At 59.8% G+C, this 17,191-nt stretch carries 10 protein-coding genes; 4 read left to right on the top strand and 6 right to left on the bottom strand.

Annotation, left to right across the window (positions count from 1 at the left end; all coding sequences use genetic code 11):
- The first annotated feature begins 7 nt into the window (after positions 1-7).
- Entirely contained in the window at positions 8-877 is an 870-nt protein-coding gene (locus VEH04_05730; GenBank protein ID HYG22266.1) for a hypothetical protein, read from the top strand.
- Here VEH04_05730 and VEH04_05725 read toward each other — a convergent pair.
- The 6 genes from VEH04_05725 to VEH04_05700 all read right to left on the bottom strand — a co-directional run bounded on the left by VEH04_05725 (position 861) and on the right by VEH04_05700 (position 12,261).
- Positions 861-1,718 (bottom strand): class I SAM-dependent methyltransferase, encoded by an 858-nt coding sequence (locus tag VEH04_05725; protein ID HYG22265.1) that lies wholly within the window; start codon positions 1,716-1,718, stop codon positions 861-863. The two genes, VEH04_05730 and VEH04_05725, sit on opposite strands and share 17 nt — an antisense overlap.
- Positions 1,715-2,776 carry a methyltransferase gene (locus VEH04_05720; GenBank protein HYG22264.1) on the bottom strand — a complete coding sequence of 354 codons (1,062 nt, stop codon included), beginning with the start codon at positions 2,774-2,776 and terminating at the stop codon, positions 1,715-1,717. The genes VEH04_05725 and VEH04_05720 overlap by 4 nt, the downstream gene beginning before the upstream one ends.
- 44 nt (positions 2,777-2,820) lie before the next feature.
- Positions 2,821-6,453, bottom strand: coding sequence for a UvrD-helicase domain-containing protein (locus VEH04_05715; GenBank protein ID HYG22263.1), 3,633 nt, complete (start codon positions 6,451-6,453; stop codon positions 2,821-2,823).
- On the bottom strand, positions 6,411-9,794 hold the full coding sequence (locus VEH04_05710) for a PD-(D/E)XK nuclease family protein (protein HYG22262.1): 3,384 nt from the start codon (positions 9,792-9,794) through the stop codon (positions 6,411-6,413). Before VEH04_05710 ends, VEH04_05715 begins: the two co-directional genes overlap by 43 nt.
- Positions 9,795-9,848: 54 nt before the next feature.
- Positions 9,849-11,222, bottom strand: coding sequence for an MBL fold metallo-hydrolase (locus VEH04_05705; protein ID HYG22261.1), 1,374 nt, complete (start codon positions 11,220-11,222; stop codon positions 9,849-9,851).
- 67 nt (positions 11,223-11,289) lie between these two features.
- The gene (locus tag VEH04_05700) at positions 11,290-12,261 is read right to left on the bottom strand and encodes a hypothetical protein (GenBank protein HYG22260.1); all 972 of its coding nucleotides are present in this window, start codon (positions 12,259-12,261) and stop codon (positions 11,290-11,292) included.
- Between the two features lie 208 nt (positions 12,262-12,469).
- Here VEH04_05700 and VEH04_05695 point away from each other — a divergent pair, with 208 nt between their 5' ends.
- The 3 genes from VEH04_05695 to VEH04_05685 all read left to right on the top strand — a co-directional run bounded on the left by VEH04_05695 (position 12,470) and on the right by VEH04_05685 (position 17,133).
- The gene (locus VEH04_05695) at positions 12,470-14,023 is read left to right on the top strand and encodes a pitrilysin family protein (protein ID HYG22259.1); all 1,554 of its coding nucleotides are present in this window, start codon (positions 12,470-12,472) and stop codon (positions 14,021-14,023) included.
- 27 nt (positions 14,024-14,050) lie between these two features.
- On the top strand, positions 14,051-15,622 hold the full coding sequence (locus tag VEH04_05690; GenBank protein HYG22258.1) for a pitrilysin family protein: 1,572 nt from the start codon (positions 14,051-14,053) through the stop codon (positions 15,620-15,622).
- Positions 15,623-15,756: 134 nt separating this feature from the next.
- On the top strand, positions 15,757-17,133 hold the full coding sequence (locus tag VEH04_05685; protein HYG22257.1) for an aconitase family protein: 1,377 nt from the start codon (positions 15,757-15,759) through the stop codon (positions 17,131-17,133).
- Positions 17,134-17,191 lie beyond the last annotated feature (58 nt).

The following is a 17,191-nucleotide window of genomic DNA, read 5'->3' as shown; positions in this document are numbered from 1 at the left end:
TTGTCGCATGGCACAAAAGCGCGCGATCGCCATTCTCCTGCACGAGACGGATTCCTATCCGCGCAGGCAGCGCTACTTCATCTGGGCACTGTGCGACGTCTGGCGAAGTGAAGGGATCGAAATCCGGGTCTTGAAAGGGCCGGACGGGAAGGCTGATGCGGACCTGCTGATCCCGCATATTGATCTCACAGTCCTGCCGCACGAATACGCGAAGGCAATGGAGCGCTTCCCCCGGGTGGCTAACCGGAACCTTTCCGATATTTCCAAGCGGGTGATCAGTCGGAATCTTATTGATTCGAAGGATGCCTATGAGGGTCCCGTCATTGTGAAGACGAACCTGAACTATGGCGGGATGCCGGAAGCGCGGCTTTGTGGAACGTCAGTGCGCCCGACCCGGAGGCGTTGGTGGCAATCGCTCTTCGGAAAACCGTCAGGCACCGAACCTGATTGGTCAGGGTTAAAGACCTTGCCGACGACTGAATACCGCATCTTCAAATCGCGCTGTGATGTTCCGGCCGCGGTGTTTGGGAACCCGGCTTTGGTGGTTGAAAAGTTTCTGCCTGAGGTCGAGAACGGCTTTTATTACCTGCGCATTTACCAGTTCCTTGGCGACTGCGGGTATTGTGCGCGACTCGGGTCGCGCGAACCCATTGTGAAAATGAAAAGCGTCGTGACACGCGAAGAGATTCCCGTTCCCGACGAAATCGTGGCCCTGCGGCGGGAGCTTGGAATCGATTACGGAAAAATGGATTTTGTAATGCGTGATGGCCGCGTGGTGCTGTTTGATGTGAATCGCACTCCTGGCTTGATTCAGCCCCCGGCGCGGTTGCGGGCCAGCGCCAGCAAGCTAGCGCCAGGAATCAATTCCTTCTTCTAGACCCCCAGTGGCGCGGCGCATAAACGCGAATGGGACACTGCTCCCCAAATGCGTATCGCGGCAATGTCATCGACACGGGTGTGAATGCATCCGCGAACGCGTTATCCAGTTCGGCGAGTGACGGAAACGAGTAACGCTCTGCGCGGCCCGCATAAAGCTCGATGGTCTCGATCGTGGGTTGCGGCCAGCGTGCCGCTTTGATTGCCGTTTCGAATCGCTCCGCGAGTTGCAGCCAGGCTGAGTGGATCGCGTTCAATTCGACCCCGCGCTCAGCCGTTTCCTGCTGCGACATTGCAAGCCGCCACTTCAGGATATCAAACCGCGGAATTCGATTCGCCACGAGATCGGCCGCGATGCGTTCGAGCGTTTCAGGAACCGAAGGGCGGATGAATGCGCGGAGCAGCAGCAGGCCGTCAGGCCTTAGCCAGCGCGAGACCCTGTGTGCAATCTCGCGGTACCGCAGTGGATAGGAAAGGCCGGTCAGCACGCCGTCCCCAATCACAACGTCAAAGGATTGCTCTGGCAGCTCAGCTGAAAACCAGTTGTCGCAGATCACGCGGCGGTGTCCCTCGATGTCGCCAGGCCAGACGTGCTCAATCATGCGTTGTGACCTTTCCATCGCCAGGAGCTGGCTGCTGTCGGGCCAATTCATGTCCGCCAGCTCGGGCGTGACTCCGAGCAGCAGGGCATTCATGCGGCGGTTGGGATGATGCCGGATCCACGATCTCAGGGTTTCCTCATGGATGCGAACGTCCTCAGCGCAGGGGCGCAACGGCGGCTGTTGATGCCGGAATTGCAGAGCCATGAGATCCCAATAGGCTGGAACGGTTGCAGGGTTCATGGAGCGCGGGTGACTTTGACCAGGGCGTGGCCGGTTCGAAGGTGCGTCACGTTTTCCATCCGAAACCCCGCGCTCACGAGAAGAGATTCATACGCTTGAAGCGTGCGTTCCTGCCCGCCCGTCACAGCGAGCATGTGGAGATCGCCAAGAATGACAGGACTGTTTTCCGTCGCGTCGCGCGGAAGGAGCCGTTCAATGACGAGCAGCGGCTGGCCTGCACGCATGGCGGCATGACAACGCTTCAATATCGTCAGGCATTGAAGATCGTTCCAGTCATGCAAAATGCTTTTCAGGATGTAGAGATCAGCGCCTGCTGGAATCGCTTCGAAAAAGTCAACGGCGTGAAACTGGATGCGTCCCGCGAGTCCAGCCTGTGTCAACGCCGGCTGCGCCGCTTCGATGACGTGCGGCTGGTCCACCAGCATCGCGCGCACAGTGGAATGCGCTCTCAGAACTTCGGCGAGGAGCCACCCGTTGCCGCCCCCGACGTCCGCCACCGTGGGGTATCTGGAGAAGTCGAGGGCCTTGACCAGCGCTCGGCCTGCGGCTGTTGCGCCGTGTTCCAGCCATTGGTTGAACGACTCATTCAACTCGGGATTTGCACGCCGATGTTCCCACGGACTTTGGCCGAATGCGTGATCAAACGCGGCCTCGCCCGTGCGGACACTGTGGAGCAGGTGATTCCATGCGGGCGCGTATTCTTCGCCATTGAGCAACGCGAGCCGGAAATGGGATCCGCCATAAGTGCTCTGCAACCGTTTTCCAATTGCTGTGAGATGAAATTTTCCCGCGGAATCCTGGGCACAGATCCCGAGCGCCACCAATCCGCGCAGCAAGCGATTTAGCGATGGTTCATGGGCTGGAAGTTGCGCGGCGAGCTCTGCGCTGCTTCTTGGAAGATCAGAGAGACGGTCAGGCAGGCGAAGCTTCGCCGCAACGTAAAGCATGGCCGTGTGGCGATAACCATTCAGGAGTTGGTCGAGGTCGGGACGCCCTGCCGTTCGAAACGCTTTCAGACGGCGCTTCACACCACGGATCAGATCGCGAACGGGAGGCATGCGGACTTGTTTAGAACAACTCCCCCGCCAAGGCGAAGGTTTTCTCAGACGGATACAGGCGGCAGCGGCACGTTCACCAGGTCCCGTGTGGCCAGGAAATATAGTGCACAACGCGTCACCGGCCGCGCGTAAATGCGCGACAAGGCCAGCCCGTAGAGGCGCAGCTGTGGTTGATAAGCCCGCAACTTCGCCGGAATCTCAAGTTCCGTCACCGCATCCGTTTTGAAATCCACAATCCACAGTTCGTTCGGACGGATCACGACAAGGTCGGCTACTCCCTGGACAACGATGAACTCCTGCGGGTCAAGCGCGCTTCCCGCTGCCAATCCCAGCGATGCGAGATCCGTGGGGTTGAGGCGCGCGGTGAAGGCAAGCTCACGGTGCACCTCTGCCGAATGCATCGCGATTTCGCGTCCGTAGCCAGATTGCCAGAACGCAGCCAGGCCAGAGAAATCAAGTGCCGCGGCTTGTTCCGCCGTAAGCCATCCGCTGTCCTTCAGGCGTTTCGCCTCGTTTCGCAAATTTTTTTCCGCGGCCCCGGCGGCCAGCGAAACGCGCTGGAGAAAAAGGTGGTGGGCGTTTCCAGTGTCAGTCGCGCTGAGGCGCCGTGCTTTTTGTGCGGGGAATTGAAAGGATCGCGGTCGTGCATACGGCACCGCCGCGGAGTCGTCATCGGCAGCCCCGCGACGCAATTCCGTGACGCTGTTCTTCGCGAGTTGCGATGCCGCCGCCGCGTGCGGGTAATTCCAGGTGAGACGTTCATGCACCCGCGGATCCAACCCGTGGAAAACCTGTTCCGATTGCGCATCCGGCGGCTTGGCTGAATCGGGGGGCGCGAGAACAAAGCGTGGATCGCACTCATCGTAAAGTGACCACGTCAGCAGCGCGTTGCGGCCCGCATGTTCATCGGTCCAATCGCCATCCCGCGTGACGTGCGGCAGCCAGAGCCGCAGCCAGTCCAGGCAGCTGCGCGCGCACACGATCTCCTGGTCCGACAAGGCTGAAAGCTCTTCCGACTCCCAGCGGCCGTTCCCCTTGCGCGATTCCGAACCGACCAGCAAAATGGTGTCCCGCGCGCGGGTCAGTGCTACGTAGAGCAGGCGCAATTCCTCGCCAAGCAATTCAACCCGCTGCCGCCTGCGGGCGAGCCATTGCGGAAGGCTTGGATATCGCTGGTCACTGTCGGGCGGCGCAACCTTCGCGCACACGCCGTAGCGGTCGTCGAGAATGATGCTTTCGTTCAGGTCGCGTTCGTTGAAGCGCGAACCCATGCACGCGAGCACGACGACTGGAAACTCAAGACCCTTGCTGCGATGAATGCTCGTCAACTGGACGGCATCGAGCGAAACCGCGCCGGGCTCGAGTTCCATGGGATCGTCCTCCTGCGCCGCCAAAAAACGAAGAAACCGAAAGAGGCCCTGCCGCTGGAAGGGATCATACTCGCGAGCCAGGTCCAGAAGGCGGCGGACGTTCGCGGCCTGTTGTTCCCCGCGCGGCGCCGCTCGCAACAGAAGTTCGTAATGCGTGTCGGCGAGCGCGGTTTCAATACAGTGAGAGAGCGAGCTCTGGCGGATGAGTTCGCGCCAGCCGCTCAACTGCTGAAGGAACCTGTCCAGCTTCTGCCAGGCAGTGCAGGTGCGATCGGCCGACTCGAGAAAATGGCGGGCCGCCTGCCAGAAATACTTCGCACGATTCTCCGGCTGTTCCGCGGCGCGAATCTCTGCCAGTTCCGAAACCGACATTCCAACGAACGGCGAGTGCAGCACTGCCAGCAGCGGAATGTCCTGCAATGGATTATCAAGCAGCTTCAATAGCGCAACGACGTCGCTGACTTCCGTGCTCTCGAGAAATCCGCCGCGGGCCGCCTCGAGCGGAATTCCAAGCGCCGCAAATTCCTTGGCAAATGCCTCCACACGGCTTCTTGGGGAACGCAGCAGCACCGCAATGTCGCTCCAGCGCACCGCTCGGAACTGCCCCTGCACCTTGTCCCAGACCGCGTGCTGCGCCTGATGCAGTGCCCGCAGTCGCAACCCGACGAGGCGCGCCTCGCGCTCCGTTCCCAGCAAGTCCGCCACCTCGCCGGCTTCAGGGCTTTCGGCGGATTCACCATTGCTGCCGTCGCTGCGCGTGATCAGATGCAGTTCAACGCGCGGGCCGGATTCACTCGACGCAAGAACACCGCGCGCATCGGGGCCGCCAAAAACGAGCGGCTCATAACTGACGCCGCCCACCTCGTCACGCATCAGGGCGCTGCACCATTCGTTGACGAATTGCAGGATGCCCTTGCGACTTCGAAAATTCTCCGCGAGTGAAATGCGCCATGACCCCGTCTCGGCAGACCAGAGCCGCTCATAACGCCGGAAGATGGAGGGATCTGCGAGCCGAAAGCGGTAGATGCTCTGCTTCACGTCGCCTACAAGAAAGCGATTCGCATCCGCGCCTTCGCGGCTGAGGGCGCTCAGGATCGAGTCCTGTGCCGCGTTGATATCCTGATACTCATCAACGAACACATGGCTCAGGCGGCGGCGCCATTCCTGCGCGGCAGGGCTCGGCTGGCCATCGGCATCACGCAAAATACGCAATGCGAACTGTTCGAGGTCGGCGAAGTCGATCCCTCCCATGTCGCGCTTCGCCTCGCTGAATTTCACTCCAAATTCTTCAGCAAGCTCAAGCAGCGTGTGCATGTCGTGACGCACCAGTTCCCAATCCTCGCCGAGGGCGTCGGTGCCATCGACAGGAGAAAGCGACGCAAGGAACTCGGCTTCCGTGAAGAACTGTTTCAGTTGGCTGCGCACTTCCTTCTTCGAGCCGAGCGGCCAGTTCTCGTCGTTTTCGTCGGCAGCAATGATCGTGCGAAGGGTGGACCCGACCTCGGTCAGTTGCGGCTGAACGGGCAGTTCCTCAAGCGAGTTTACCGCCATCGCAACGGCAGGGGTGGCGCTGAAGTCGCTGAGCACGGGCAGCCACCATTGCCTCCATTCCATGAAACCCTGCTTGAACCATTCGCGCCATTGGAGAGGTTGTGAAGATTCAAACGCTGTGCGTTGTTGTGCGAACCACAGCCCGGGCTGTGCGAGCGATAACGCATAGCGATGCAGCTTCAGGACCAGCGTTCGTATTCTCTCGTCTGATCCGCGTCCCTGAATCCGCACCAACCGCTGCACCTGCAGACTCGCCGGGTCGCTTCCCGCGTAATGCGCCTCGAACTGCGCATCAAGAATTTGCTGAGACAACGGGCGGGCCTGCTGTTCGTCCAGGATTGCAACGTCGGGATCGATTCCGATTTCGTCAAAATGCTCGCGCACCAGTTGCAGACAGAAACTGTGAAGGGTGCAGATCCACGCTGAGTCGAGCAGGGCGATCTGTCTTTGAAAATGAAGCAATGTTTCGCTGCCCCCATCGCTGGATGCATCCAGCCTTGCGAGAATGGCGTCGCGGATCCTGCCGCGCATTTCCACGGCGGCGGCTTCCGTGAACGTGACCATCAGGATGTTTTCCAGCGAGGCCCCCTCGGCCAGGAGCTTCATGCATCGCTGCACCAGCGTGCTGGTTTTTCCAGTGCCGGCCCCCGCGACAACGAGCACGTTGCCTCGTGCAGCGATTGCCTGTTGCTGGCTGGGGGTGAGCACGTCCTTCATGAAGCGACCGGGCGCAGGACGCGAAAAGGCTGCGTCCATGGATCGAACCGGCAGACTGGCTGGTAATCGCAATAGGTGCAGGCAATCTGGCCACGGTACCGAAACGGGGAGATGGCTGCGTGGCCGGAATAAATTTCCTGGCCATGCCGGCGCAGGAAGTCTTCGACCTTGCGAACGAGCGCCTGGAACTCGGCCGAACTGAGCGCTTCGTTGGCCGTGCGCGCGAATTCGCCATTTCGTTTGCGTGAGAAACGAAACTGTTCGCCGCGATTCCGCCCGCTTGCATCAAAGTGAGCCAGGTAGCCGCCATCAAAGCGGCCGCGATGCTGCGACGCCGCCTGCCGCGCCTGGTCGCGTTGGGCTCGTTCCTCGTTTCGATTTTTCGCGGACTGTATTCCGCCGTTCAGTGCCACGTAAAAAGCGCCCGCGGGGATCAGGCGCGGAGCGTTCAGGGAATCCAAATTGCGGAATTGCTCCAGCGCTCCGAGGTAAGCGAGCAACTGTAGTTGCAGGCCGTGATCGAGCAACACGGAATCGAGTTCGCGCTGGCTCGATTTGTAGTCAATGACGACCGCGAGCGTCGCGCCGGTTTCGGGAATGGGACAGAGGTCGATGCGATCGATGCGGCCACGGAGAATGAGGGCGTGCTGGTCATCGAGGTCAATGCGCCAGCCGGGCAGTTCCGATTCCTTCAGGCCGAAACCCGCTTCGACCATGGCAGGGTCAAATTGATACTGGGCGTTCCAGGTGACGAGGGTTTCCACGAGGCGCTCGAGTCCTTCGATCAACATTCTCGCAGTGAAGCGGCGTGTTTGAGCCGCGGTGAACAGGCCGTCCTTGAAACTGCCCACCAGTTGATCCCCAATTTCGCGGACCATGGCGCGCGCCTCGGAAGGCGGGACATCGCGCCATCGCCGGCCGCTGCGGGCCACGCGGTGATGAAACTCCTGCAGGATCTCGTGCTGGAAACTTCCCTTCTCGCGGGCATCGATCTCGAATTCCAACCGTTCGCCAGCGCGCAATCCGTGCCCGACGAAGAACCGAAAAGGACAGGCCGCAAAATCTTCGAGGGCGCTCACCGAGGTCCGCAGTTCAGCGCCATGAATGCGGCTGACGAGGTCAGGCGCGAGCTGATGCTCTGCGGCAGCGCGCGACAAGGCATTCCATTTGGCGATCGCCGCGTCCATTGCGGCGTTGATGCCGCCAGGCCCGGCTGTGGCGCCCGCCCATGGATTGCGCAGGAGGTGCACCACCGCTTCCGTCCAATGCTCCAGGGGCGGTTCCTCAGTGTTGCCGACGGTGTCGAGCAGTTGCGTGACGCCTGCAAACGATTCAAATGCAATTGAAGGAAGCTGGCGCTGAAGGTCGGTAACAATCACTGACGGATTCAGTTCGCGGCCACGGCCGTCCCGCTCGGCATACGTGATGACAAGTTGTTCGCGTGCGCGCGTGCAGGCGACGTAAGCGTAATAGCGTTCCAGCCCAAGCTGGTGCAGCAACCCGGGGCCGAGCGACGCGTGGTGCTCCGCGAGCGTGTCTCTTTCCGAGTGGCTCAGAAGGTTGGGCGCGGGCGGCGGCGCGGGAAAAATTCCTTCATTCATTCCCGGCACGAAGACCATTTGCAGTTCGGGATTGCGGGAACGGTCGACCGCGCCAACGAGCACCTGGTCCAATGCGGGCGGAACGGCGCCTACCGTCAGGTTGCCAAGGCCGGCTTCCACAATCGGCAACCACTCTGTCGCGCGAAACGCGTCGTCTCCGAAAGCAAGTTGGATGTTATCCAGCCACGCGAGCATCTGGTCCCAAACGGTTTTATGAAGGGCGGGATTGGGAAGCCGTCCGCCGGCTTCGGCGGCATCGCTCCACTCCTGCAGTTGGCGGTCCACGCGCAGTGCCGACCACAGCGACTGAAGGGCGGATGCCAGCTGCATTCCTGAAATGCGCTGATCGCTTGAATTCAAATGCGCGATGAACTGCACGAATGGCGGCGTGATGTGTTGACGAAGAAGTTCGAGACGCTGAACGATCCCCTCAGGGGCATCCAATTGAATCGGCTGCGACCAGAACGCCGCACCATGCCATCCACGCGCGAGGGCCTCATTCTCGAGCCAATCCATACCGCCCTGATCGCGGCTGACGAGTCCCGTTTTCAACGCGGCAAACCAATCGTCGTGTTCCCAACCGTACGCAGCGATGCGCAACGCATGACGCGTCAGCTCGGCGAGCGGGTGATGCGCAACAGGTTCGCGGCGATCGAGGAAGAACGGAATTTCGTATCGCGCAAATACTGTGCGGAACACGTCGCTATGACTTTCCAGGCTGCGCAGGACCACTGCGACATCCCTGTATCGGCCTCCTGCGCGGGCGTGATGGCGGATCTGCCGGGCGATCCATTCCGCTTCCGCTTCCGGTTGGGAGCAGGCAATGATTCGGATGCTGCGATCCCCATCCGGCGGGCACGCGTTCTGCCGGGCGAATCCGCAATGCTTTTCCATATGTTCCAGCGCTGAGCCGCCAATGAAGCGGCTGCGGCTTGAATCCCTGCGCAGAACTTCAACCGTGACGTGAGCCTGGGGAAGGCTGCGCAAGGCATCGCGACAGCGCAGGAACGTCTGGGCGACTTCCGCCCACGGCGAATGCCACGGCGGAGTTTCCGAAGGCTCCGCATCCAGACAGAACGCGAGCGTCGCGCGCTGGCTGCTCATGATCAGCGCGGTGAGCAACGCATGCTCCTGTGGCGTCATTTGCGCGAAGCCGTCGAGCCAGAGCGCCTCCAATCGAAATGCTTTTGCCGTGCCTTGAGCGTTGCGCAGGGCGGCCGTTGCAAGATCAAGCAGCGTGTCCGCATCTTCGAGTTGGTGAGCCTTCAGCCATTCTGAATAGGCGCGTGAAATGATCGCGATATCCTGAAGCTTTGCGGGAAGCCGCTCGCGATCCGCAAGGCGAGACGCGAGCTCGTCCAGCCGCGCGGAGCTCAGATGCGATCGATGCAATTCGCGGAGCAACTGGCTGAGCTGGCGCGCAAAGCCTGGAAGCCGCGCCGTGGCACGAAACACGTGAAGCTGGTCGCGGTGTTGTTCCAATAACGCGCGCAGCACCATGACGCGTCCTTCCTCCGCGAGGAGCTCGGGTTCCGGCTGATCGAGTTGCTGAAAAACAAAGCGGGCCAGCCGTTCAAATGACAGGATATGCAGTCGCGTGAAGCCCGGCAGATGCGGGTCAGCGAGAAGCTGGCGTTCCAGTTGAAACGTGGCCTGCTTGGGCGCGAGGAGAATCAGGGCGGGTCCGGCCGGATTCTGGTGCAGGACTTCGCGGATCTCTGCCAGGCAGCGGAATGTCTTGCCTGTGCCAGCAGGTCCGAGAAGGAAACGAATTTGCACGGCTCAATGTTTTCCTTCAAACACGGTCCGGATCAAAGGAATTTCTTGGCAGCTTCACACCTCCACGACCTTTCCTGGTTCCGGCTGGACCACCTGGATTTTCGGATAGCGCGATCGAATCTGTTCTTCAAACCACGCCCGCGAAGCCGCGTCGCCATGGCCCAAAAGCACAACGCGCGGATCGACCTCACCGACGAAATCGAGCAGCTCGTCGCGGTTTGCATGCGCGGTGAGATCGAACGACTCCAACTGGCAGCGGCGGGTAACTTCGCCGCCGCTGGGACTGAACAGAAACGGTTCGCCGGGTTTCGCGAGGCGCAATCGTCCGCCTGGCGTGTCGGGATCTGTGTAACCCACAAGGAAAATGCCCATCCGTTCGTCGCCGATCATGCGCAGCGCAAGATCGTGCGCCGCGGTTTTCTCGCTCATCATCCCGGCGGTGAGCACGAACAGGCGGCTGTTCAGGCGCATCGCCTCGGCCTGGCCTTTCTCCAGAACGATCAGGTTCAATGCCTCGTGCAGTTGAAGGTCGGGCAGTTGGCGGTTCGTGCGGTGGGATTCCAAATCGTAGATCTCGGTGAAGACACGTCCAAGCCCGCCAATGTAAATCGGTTGCGGCTTGAGCCTTCCCTCGCGCATCAGGAGCGCCAGCAACGCGAGGATTTCCTGCGTGCGTCCGAGCGCGAAGCTGGGAATGAGCACGGAGCCGCGCTGGTCGAGCACGCGCCGAATGGACACGCTCAGCCGTTCGATCTCGGCGGCCCGTGTGAATCCAGGTTCGACCGCTCGATTCCCTCGCGTCGTTTCCATGATCATGACGTCTGCCTTGACGCCCTCGAAGCGGGCGCGTTTGAGGATGGTTTGATCGTGAAAACAAACGTCCCCCGTGTAGAACATCGACTGCTTCTGCCCTCGCACCAGCACCCCCGCCGAACCGAGCGCATGCCCCGCATCGAAAAACTCGAGCGTGGGCGATTCCATCCCGGAACGCAGCTTCTGGAAATCGGCCCATTCAATTTCGCGGTTGATCTTGAAGCCTTGGAAGAGTGGCGCGATGTCATCGACTTCGTCGTGGCTGTAGAGCGGGTATTCGCGAATGCCAAGTTCGTCACGCTGCCGCGTCATGACGTTTACAGAGTTGTGCAGAACCCGCTCGACGAGGAAGTAACTCAACTCAGTCATCAACACATGCGCCCGTGGAAAATGGCGGACGGCAACCGGGAGCGAACCCACATGATCGTGATGGCAATGTGTGATCGCGATCGCATCCACGGGACGCTGAGTGATGGTGTTATAGAGCGGCAGGCTGGCACGGCCTTCGCGTTTCGGATGGGTGCCAGCATCCATGAGCAGCCCGTGTCCATCGATCTCGAGATGCCAGCTGCTGGCGCCAATGTCGGTGTCCGGGTTGAGGTTCGTAATGCGCATATGACAAGTTATCTGCGTTGCCCGGCGGGCCAAGCCGGGGAATTTGCCCGGTTCGCGAAGTGCCGCCTCACGGCTTCTTTTTCGCGGGAGCCGCAGGCTGCGGCGTGGGGCGGGCGGCGGAATTGGTGCGGCTCGCGGCCGTTGGGGGTGCTTTCCGCGGAGGGGCGGCCGGAACGGCTTTGGGGGCTGGCCGTGCGGCGGTTGCGGGTGGCTTTGACGTTGATGATTTGGGAGGCGCTGCGCTCGCCTGGTTGGATGGCGCGGGTTGGGTTCCCGCGGCGGGCGCAACAGAGGTCACAGGCGGAACACGTTTCTGCATGGCCGCAAGCAACAGCGCATCCTGGTCCTCGTATTTCGTGAATCCGCGCGGCGGATCGAATCGGCTGGCAGCAGGGCGCGTGAACTTCACCTGGGAAAAACGGAGCAGGGTGGTGCCTTCCTTTGTCTGCACCATGATCTGGATCGGGAATCCCTGCATCTCCTCGGAGTTCCACGTCGTGGCTTCCAGCAACGCCGCTCCCTTCGCATTCTTCACAACGACCTTGTTCTTTGAACAGGAGCGATTGGCGATCGTTTCCTTTCCAAGCGGCGTCCGCTGGACCTGCACATTGGCTTCAGCCGCTTCCACCTCCTGCCTGGGGATCTCGAGATTGATGTAGCTTTGGGCGCGGTTGAACACGAGGTGGATCAGCCGCTTGTCCAGCCGCATGATGCTCGCAACCTGGTTCAATCCCGCCTGGTTCATGATCTTTGTAACCCCCGGCTGGATCAGAGAACCCTGCATCGACGACATGTCGAAGTCCATGCGCATGCGGCCATCGAGCAATTCAAAATTCATCGGCGCCCGCAGCGTCTCCTTGCGATCGCTGCCATAGACCCGGACGTCCACTTGGGCTGTGAACGCCTTGGTGTCACCGAACAGACGCATCAATCCAGCGCCGAGCCCGGCGGAGGAATCAAGAAACTGCGCGGATGCCGCGCAGCACGCGAATGTCATCAGAAGCCCGAGGGCGAATTTGAAAGCAGCAGGGCACTTCATGCAAATGTCGAGGCACAATAGGCCGGGCGGAAGAATTCACCAATGAAATTTGGCGTTTGGGTGCAACCCAGCCCGTGATGTATGAGATTGGCCGGGCCCGTTCCTGCGGGATTGACCGTCCGGCCTTTTTGGCGCAGCTTCCCGCCATCAGGAACCAAACCCGGCTCAAGCCTTTGTTTTTGCAATCAATCAAACCGTATCAACCGGTATGAGAATACATCCCAGTCGTTTTGTTCTGTCGCTCGCCTTGTTGCTGTTTACCGTTGCGCTGCTGCCTGCGCAGAAGGTTCCTGTCATCGAACGCACTCTCTCCAATGGCATGCACCTGCTCATGGTCGAGAGGCATGATGAGCCTACGATCGCGGGCGGCTGGGTCGCGCATGTCGGCAGCGTGAATGAGAAGCCGGGCATGACCGGCATCGCGCATCTGTTTGAGCACATGATGTTCAAGGGCACGCACACGATTGGAACCAAGGACCTGAAACGTGACCTCGAGATCATCGCCGAACAGGAACGCGTGCGTGACGCAATGCGGCAGGAGGAAGCGAAGATGCGCGGCATGTACCGGCGTGGCGAAGTGGAGGACCTCCTCAAGCCGGAGAACAAGACCGAACGCTACCGCGAACTGGAAAAGGAATTTGCACGCCTTATCGAGGAACAACGCAAAGTCCTGGTAAAGAACGAGTTTGACCAGCTGTTGCGCGGGCAGGGCGCTTCAGGGATGAACGCGTTTACGTCGGAGGACATGACCGCTTACTTCGAAACGGTGCCCGCGAATAAGCTGGAACTCTGGATGTGGATGGAATCCGATCGCCTTGCGAACCCTGTGTTCCGCGAGTTTTATGCTGAACGCGACGTGGTCTTCGAGGAACGGCGGATGCGAACGGATTCCACGCCGCTTGGAAAATTCCAGGAACAGTTCAGCGCGCTGTTCTGGCAATCGTCCCCCTACGGCTGGCCGGTGATTGGATGGCCGTCGGATATTCCCGCCATCACCAAGGCGCAGGCTGATGAATTCTATGCGACCTACTATTCGCCGCAGAACATCACCTTGATCCTGGTGGGCGACTTCAAGTCGGCGGATGCGGAGCGTTTCGCGCGCAAATATTTCGAGCGCATCCCGCGTGGAACCCGGAATCCGCCCGATGTGGTCACGATGGAAGTGCCGCAGCTTGCCGAGAAGCGAATGTATGCCGAAGCCGACACGAATCCGCAGGTCGACATTCTCTGGCACACAGTTCCGTTCGGGCACAAGGATTCGTATGCGCTGGACATCCTCTCGGAGCTGCTTTCGACCCGCACAGGCCGCCTTTACAAGGATCTTGTTTTGGGCAGAGGTGTCGCGACCGAGGCATATGCCACCCAGGGATCCCAGAAGTTTGAAGGCTATTTCAATGCGGGCGGCGAGGTGCGCGAGGGGCACACGCCGGAAGAGGTGGAAAAAGGCATCTACGAAAATATTGAGCGGTTGAAAAAGGAAGAGGTGCCGGCCGAAGAACTTCAAAAGGTAAAGAACAACTTCGCCGCGGCAGAGTATCGGCGGTTGACTTCAAATTCGGCCGTGTTGATGCATTTGATTTGGAATGAAGGCAGCGGGGATTGGAAGGAAATCAATGAAGCGGGCCCGAAAATCCAGGCCGTCACAGCGGAGGATGTCAAGCGGGTGGCCGATCGCTACTTCACGAAAGAGAACCGCGCCGTTGCCATCTACACCCGCAAAGCCGGAAGCGGCGCTGTGGCCAGTGCAGAAAAATCTGAATAGCTCGGCAGAATCACTGTTTTTCGTCGCATGAACTTCAAAACCGTATTTAGCACAATCCTCCTGGCCTCGGCAGTGGCTGGTTGCCAGAGCCGCACGCAGACGCCCGCCACAGGCGCGGCCCGGCCCCCAGCGGCGGCTGAAGGCATTGCCTCGCCGATCGCCGCCAGGTCGGCCGGGATTCCAGACCGTCCCGAAAAATTGGAATTCCCGCCTCTCGATTACGAACCGCCCTCGCCAGCCCAATACCGTGTTCCGTTGCGGAGTGGACCTGTTGCGTATGTGGTGCCCGACCGGGAACTGCCGCTTGCGACGATCCAGGTTTACGTGCGCACGGGTTCGTATCTTGAGCCCGAAGGTAAGGAAGGTTTGGCCAGCGTCACTGGATATTTGCTCGCGCGCGGAGGCACCCAGACTCGCACTGCGGAAGAGCTCGAGGAACGGCTGGCATTCCTTGCTGCCAACCTGAACTCCGGGATCGGAGATTCACAGGGAACAGTCAGCCTCAATCTGCTTTCCAAGGATTTGGATGAAGGCCTGCAGATCCTGCGTGAGGTGCTAACGACTCCCCGATTCCAGGAGGACAAGCTCGCCCTGCGCAAGCAGCAGACACTCCAGGCAATGAAGCAGCGCAACGACGATTCCAGTTCGATTGAATCGCGTGAAGCGGCATTCCTCGCCTATGGCGAAGATTTCTGGGCGAACCGATATTCCACCGCTGCATCCGTGGAATCCGTCGTGCGTTCCGACTTGGAGAATTTCCATCGCCGCTGGTTTCATCCGTCCAACTTTGTCGTGGCTGCCAGTGGCGATTTTGATCGGGACGCGATGGTGGCCAAGCTGGAAGCGTTATTTAAGGACTGGCCCTTCCAGGGCGAGAACCCGCCCGCAATCCCAACGAATACGAGCTTTGCAAAACCTGGCGTTTACGTGGTGAACAAGCCTGACGTGAACCAGGGGCGTGTTGCGATCATGCTTCCCGGGATCATGCGGGATGATCCGGATTATTTCACCATTACGATCATGAACGACGTTCTTGGAGGAGGCGGATTCACTTCGCGCATTATGAATCGGGTTCGCTCTGATGAAGGACTTGCGTATTCCGCGTTCTCGAGCATTCCTGGCGGGGTTTATTATCCGCTCACGGTCACGGCGGGGTTTCAGTCGAAGTCGCGCACGGTTGCCTATGCTGCGTCGATCGTGTTGGAGGAATTCAAGCGGATCGCGAATGAGGCGGTCGGCGCACAGGAATTGGAAGTGGCGAAGCGCGGGTTCATCGAGCGGTTTCCGAGGACCTTCGCGACTAAAAGCCAGATCGCAAGCCAGTTCGCGCTGGACGAATTCACGGGCCGTTACGCGAAAGACCCGGAATACTGGAAGAAAGTGCGCCCGAAGATCCAGGCAGTGACGGCTGAGGACGTCAAACGTGTCGCCCAGCGGCGCCTTGAGCTCGATCAACTCGTCATTCTTGCGGTGGGGAACCAGGAAGAAATTCTTTTGGGACATCCCGACCACCCCGTAAAGCTCGCTGAACTTGCCGGCGGAAAATTGACAGAATTGCCGCTGCGGGATCCGATGACGATGAAGCCATTGGAGAAGTAACGGCTGCTGGCCTGGCAGACGCCTGCGATGTTGCTGCGCTTGCTTACCGCAATGCGGCCGTTGAATTCAGTCGCATCCCAATTGAGTCTTCCCAGTTGAAGTGCAGCGGGTGGTCGGATACTTTGCGTGCTCTTATGACTTTGACTGAGAAGATTCTCGCCCGCGCCGCTGGAAAAGAGCGAGTGCAGGCGGGAGACAATGTTTGGGTGAATGCGGATGTGCTCATGACGCATGACGTGTGCGGCCCGGGCACCATCGGGGTGTTCAAGCGCGAATTCGGCAAAGACGCCAAAGTCTGGGATCGCAACCGCGTCGTTATTATTCCCGACCATTACATCTTCACCGCTGATTCCAAATCGAACCGCAACGTCGACATTCTGCGTGACTTCGTGAAGGAGCAGGGGATCACTTATTTTTATGATGTCATTGACGACCCGAATGGGCATTGGGTCTTCGATCCCGCCAAGGGGGCGTTGAATCGCCAGTATGGCTCCCGTTACGCCGGCGTTTGCCACACAGCGCTACCGCAGAAGGGGCACACACGCCCGGGAGAGATTCTTTTCGGAACGGATTCGCATACCTGCATGGCAGGCGCGTTCAATCAGTTTGCCACGGGCATTGGCAACACGGATGCAGGATTCGTGATGGGCACGGGCAAGCTGCTGATCAAGGTTCCTGAAACAATGCATTTCCGCCTCGAAGGAAAGATGCAGCCCGGAGTGATGGCCAAAGACATCATCCTTCATTGCATTGGCGAAATCGGCTTCGACGGCGCCACTTATCGTGCAATGCAATTTGACGGGCCAGGCGTGGCATCGCTTTCGATGGATGACCGAATGACGATCGCGAACATGGCGATTGAAGCTGGCGGCAAGAACGGCATTTTCCCGTTCGATTCGCGCACGGCGGAATTTGTCGACGCACGCACGCGCCTCAATGGAACGAAGCAGGCCTACGAACCTGTTGAAGCGGACGCGGACCAGAAGTTTGTTTACGAACTCGTCGTGAATCTGGACAAGCTCGAGCCCACCGTTGCCTGCCACCCCGATCCCGGACAGCGGAAGAAGGCGAAGGAAATGAGTGCGGTTTTGTTGGATCGCGCTTACGTCGGTTCGTGCACTGGGGGGAAAACAAGCGACTTCGTGGAGTTCGCGCGGGTGCTGCGAGGGAAGCACGTGAAGATCGACACGTTCGGCGTGCCCGCCACTCCGGAGATCGTTCGCGATCTCCAAACAACGTATTGGGGCAACCAGACCATTTGGGATGTGCTCGTGAGCGCGGGAGTTCAGATGACCGAAAACGCCGGTTGCGCTGCCTGCCTCGGCGGCCCCGTGGACACGTTTGGACGCATCAATAAATCCGGCATCAAATGCATCAGCGCCACCAACCGCAATTTCCCAGGTCGCATGGGCGACAAGGAATCGCAGGTGTTCCTTGCTTCCCCGGCAACGGTGGCGGCAAGTGCCCTGGCTGGCCGGATCACCGATCCCCGGGAATATCTGTCGAACTGAAGGGTTGCAGCGCAGGTCTCCGAACCTCTGTATCACAGGCGTCGCGCCTGCCGGGCGC

This window comes from Verrucomicrobiia bacterium, assembly GCA_035629175.1.
Classification (GTDB): Bacteria; Verrucomicrobiota; Verrucomicrobiia; order Limisphaerales; family DASXHY01; genus DASXHY01.
This window is presented reverse-complemented; position numbering and strand designations above follow the sequence as displayed.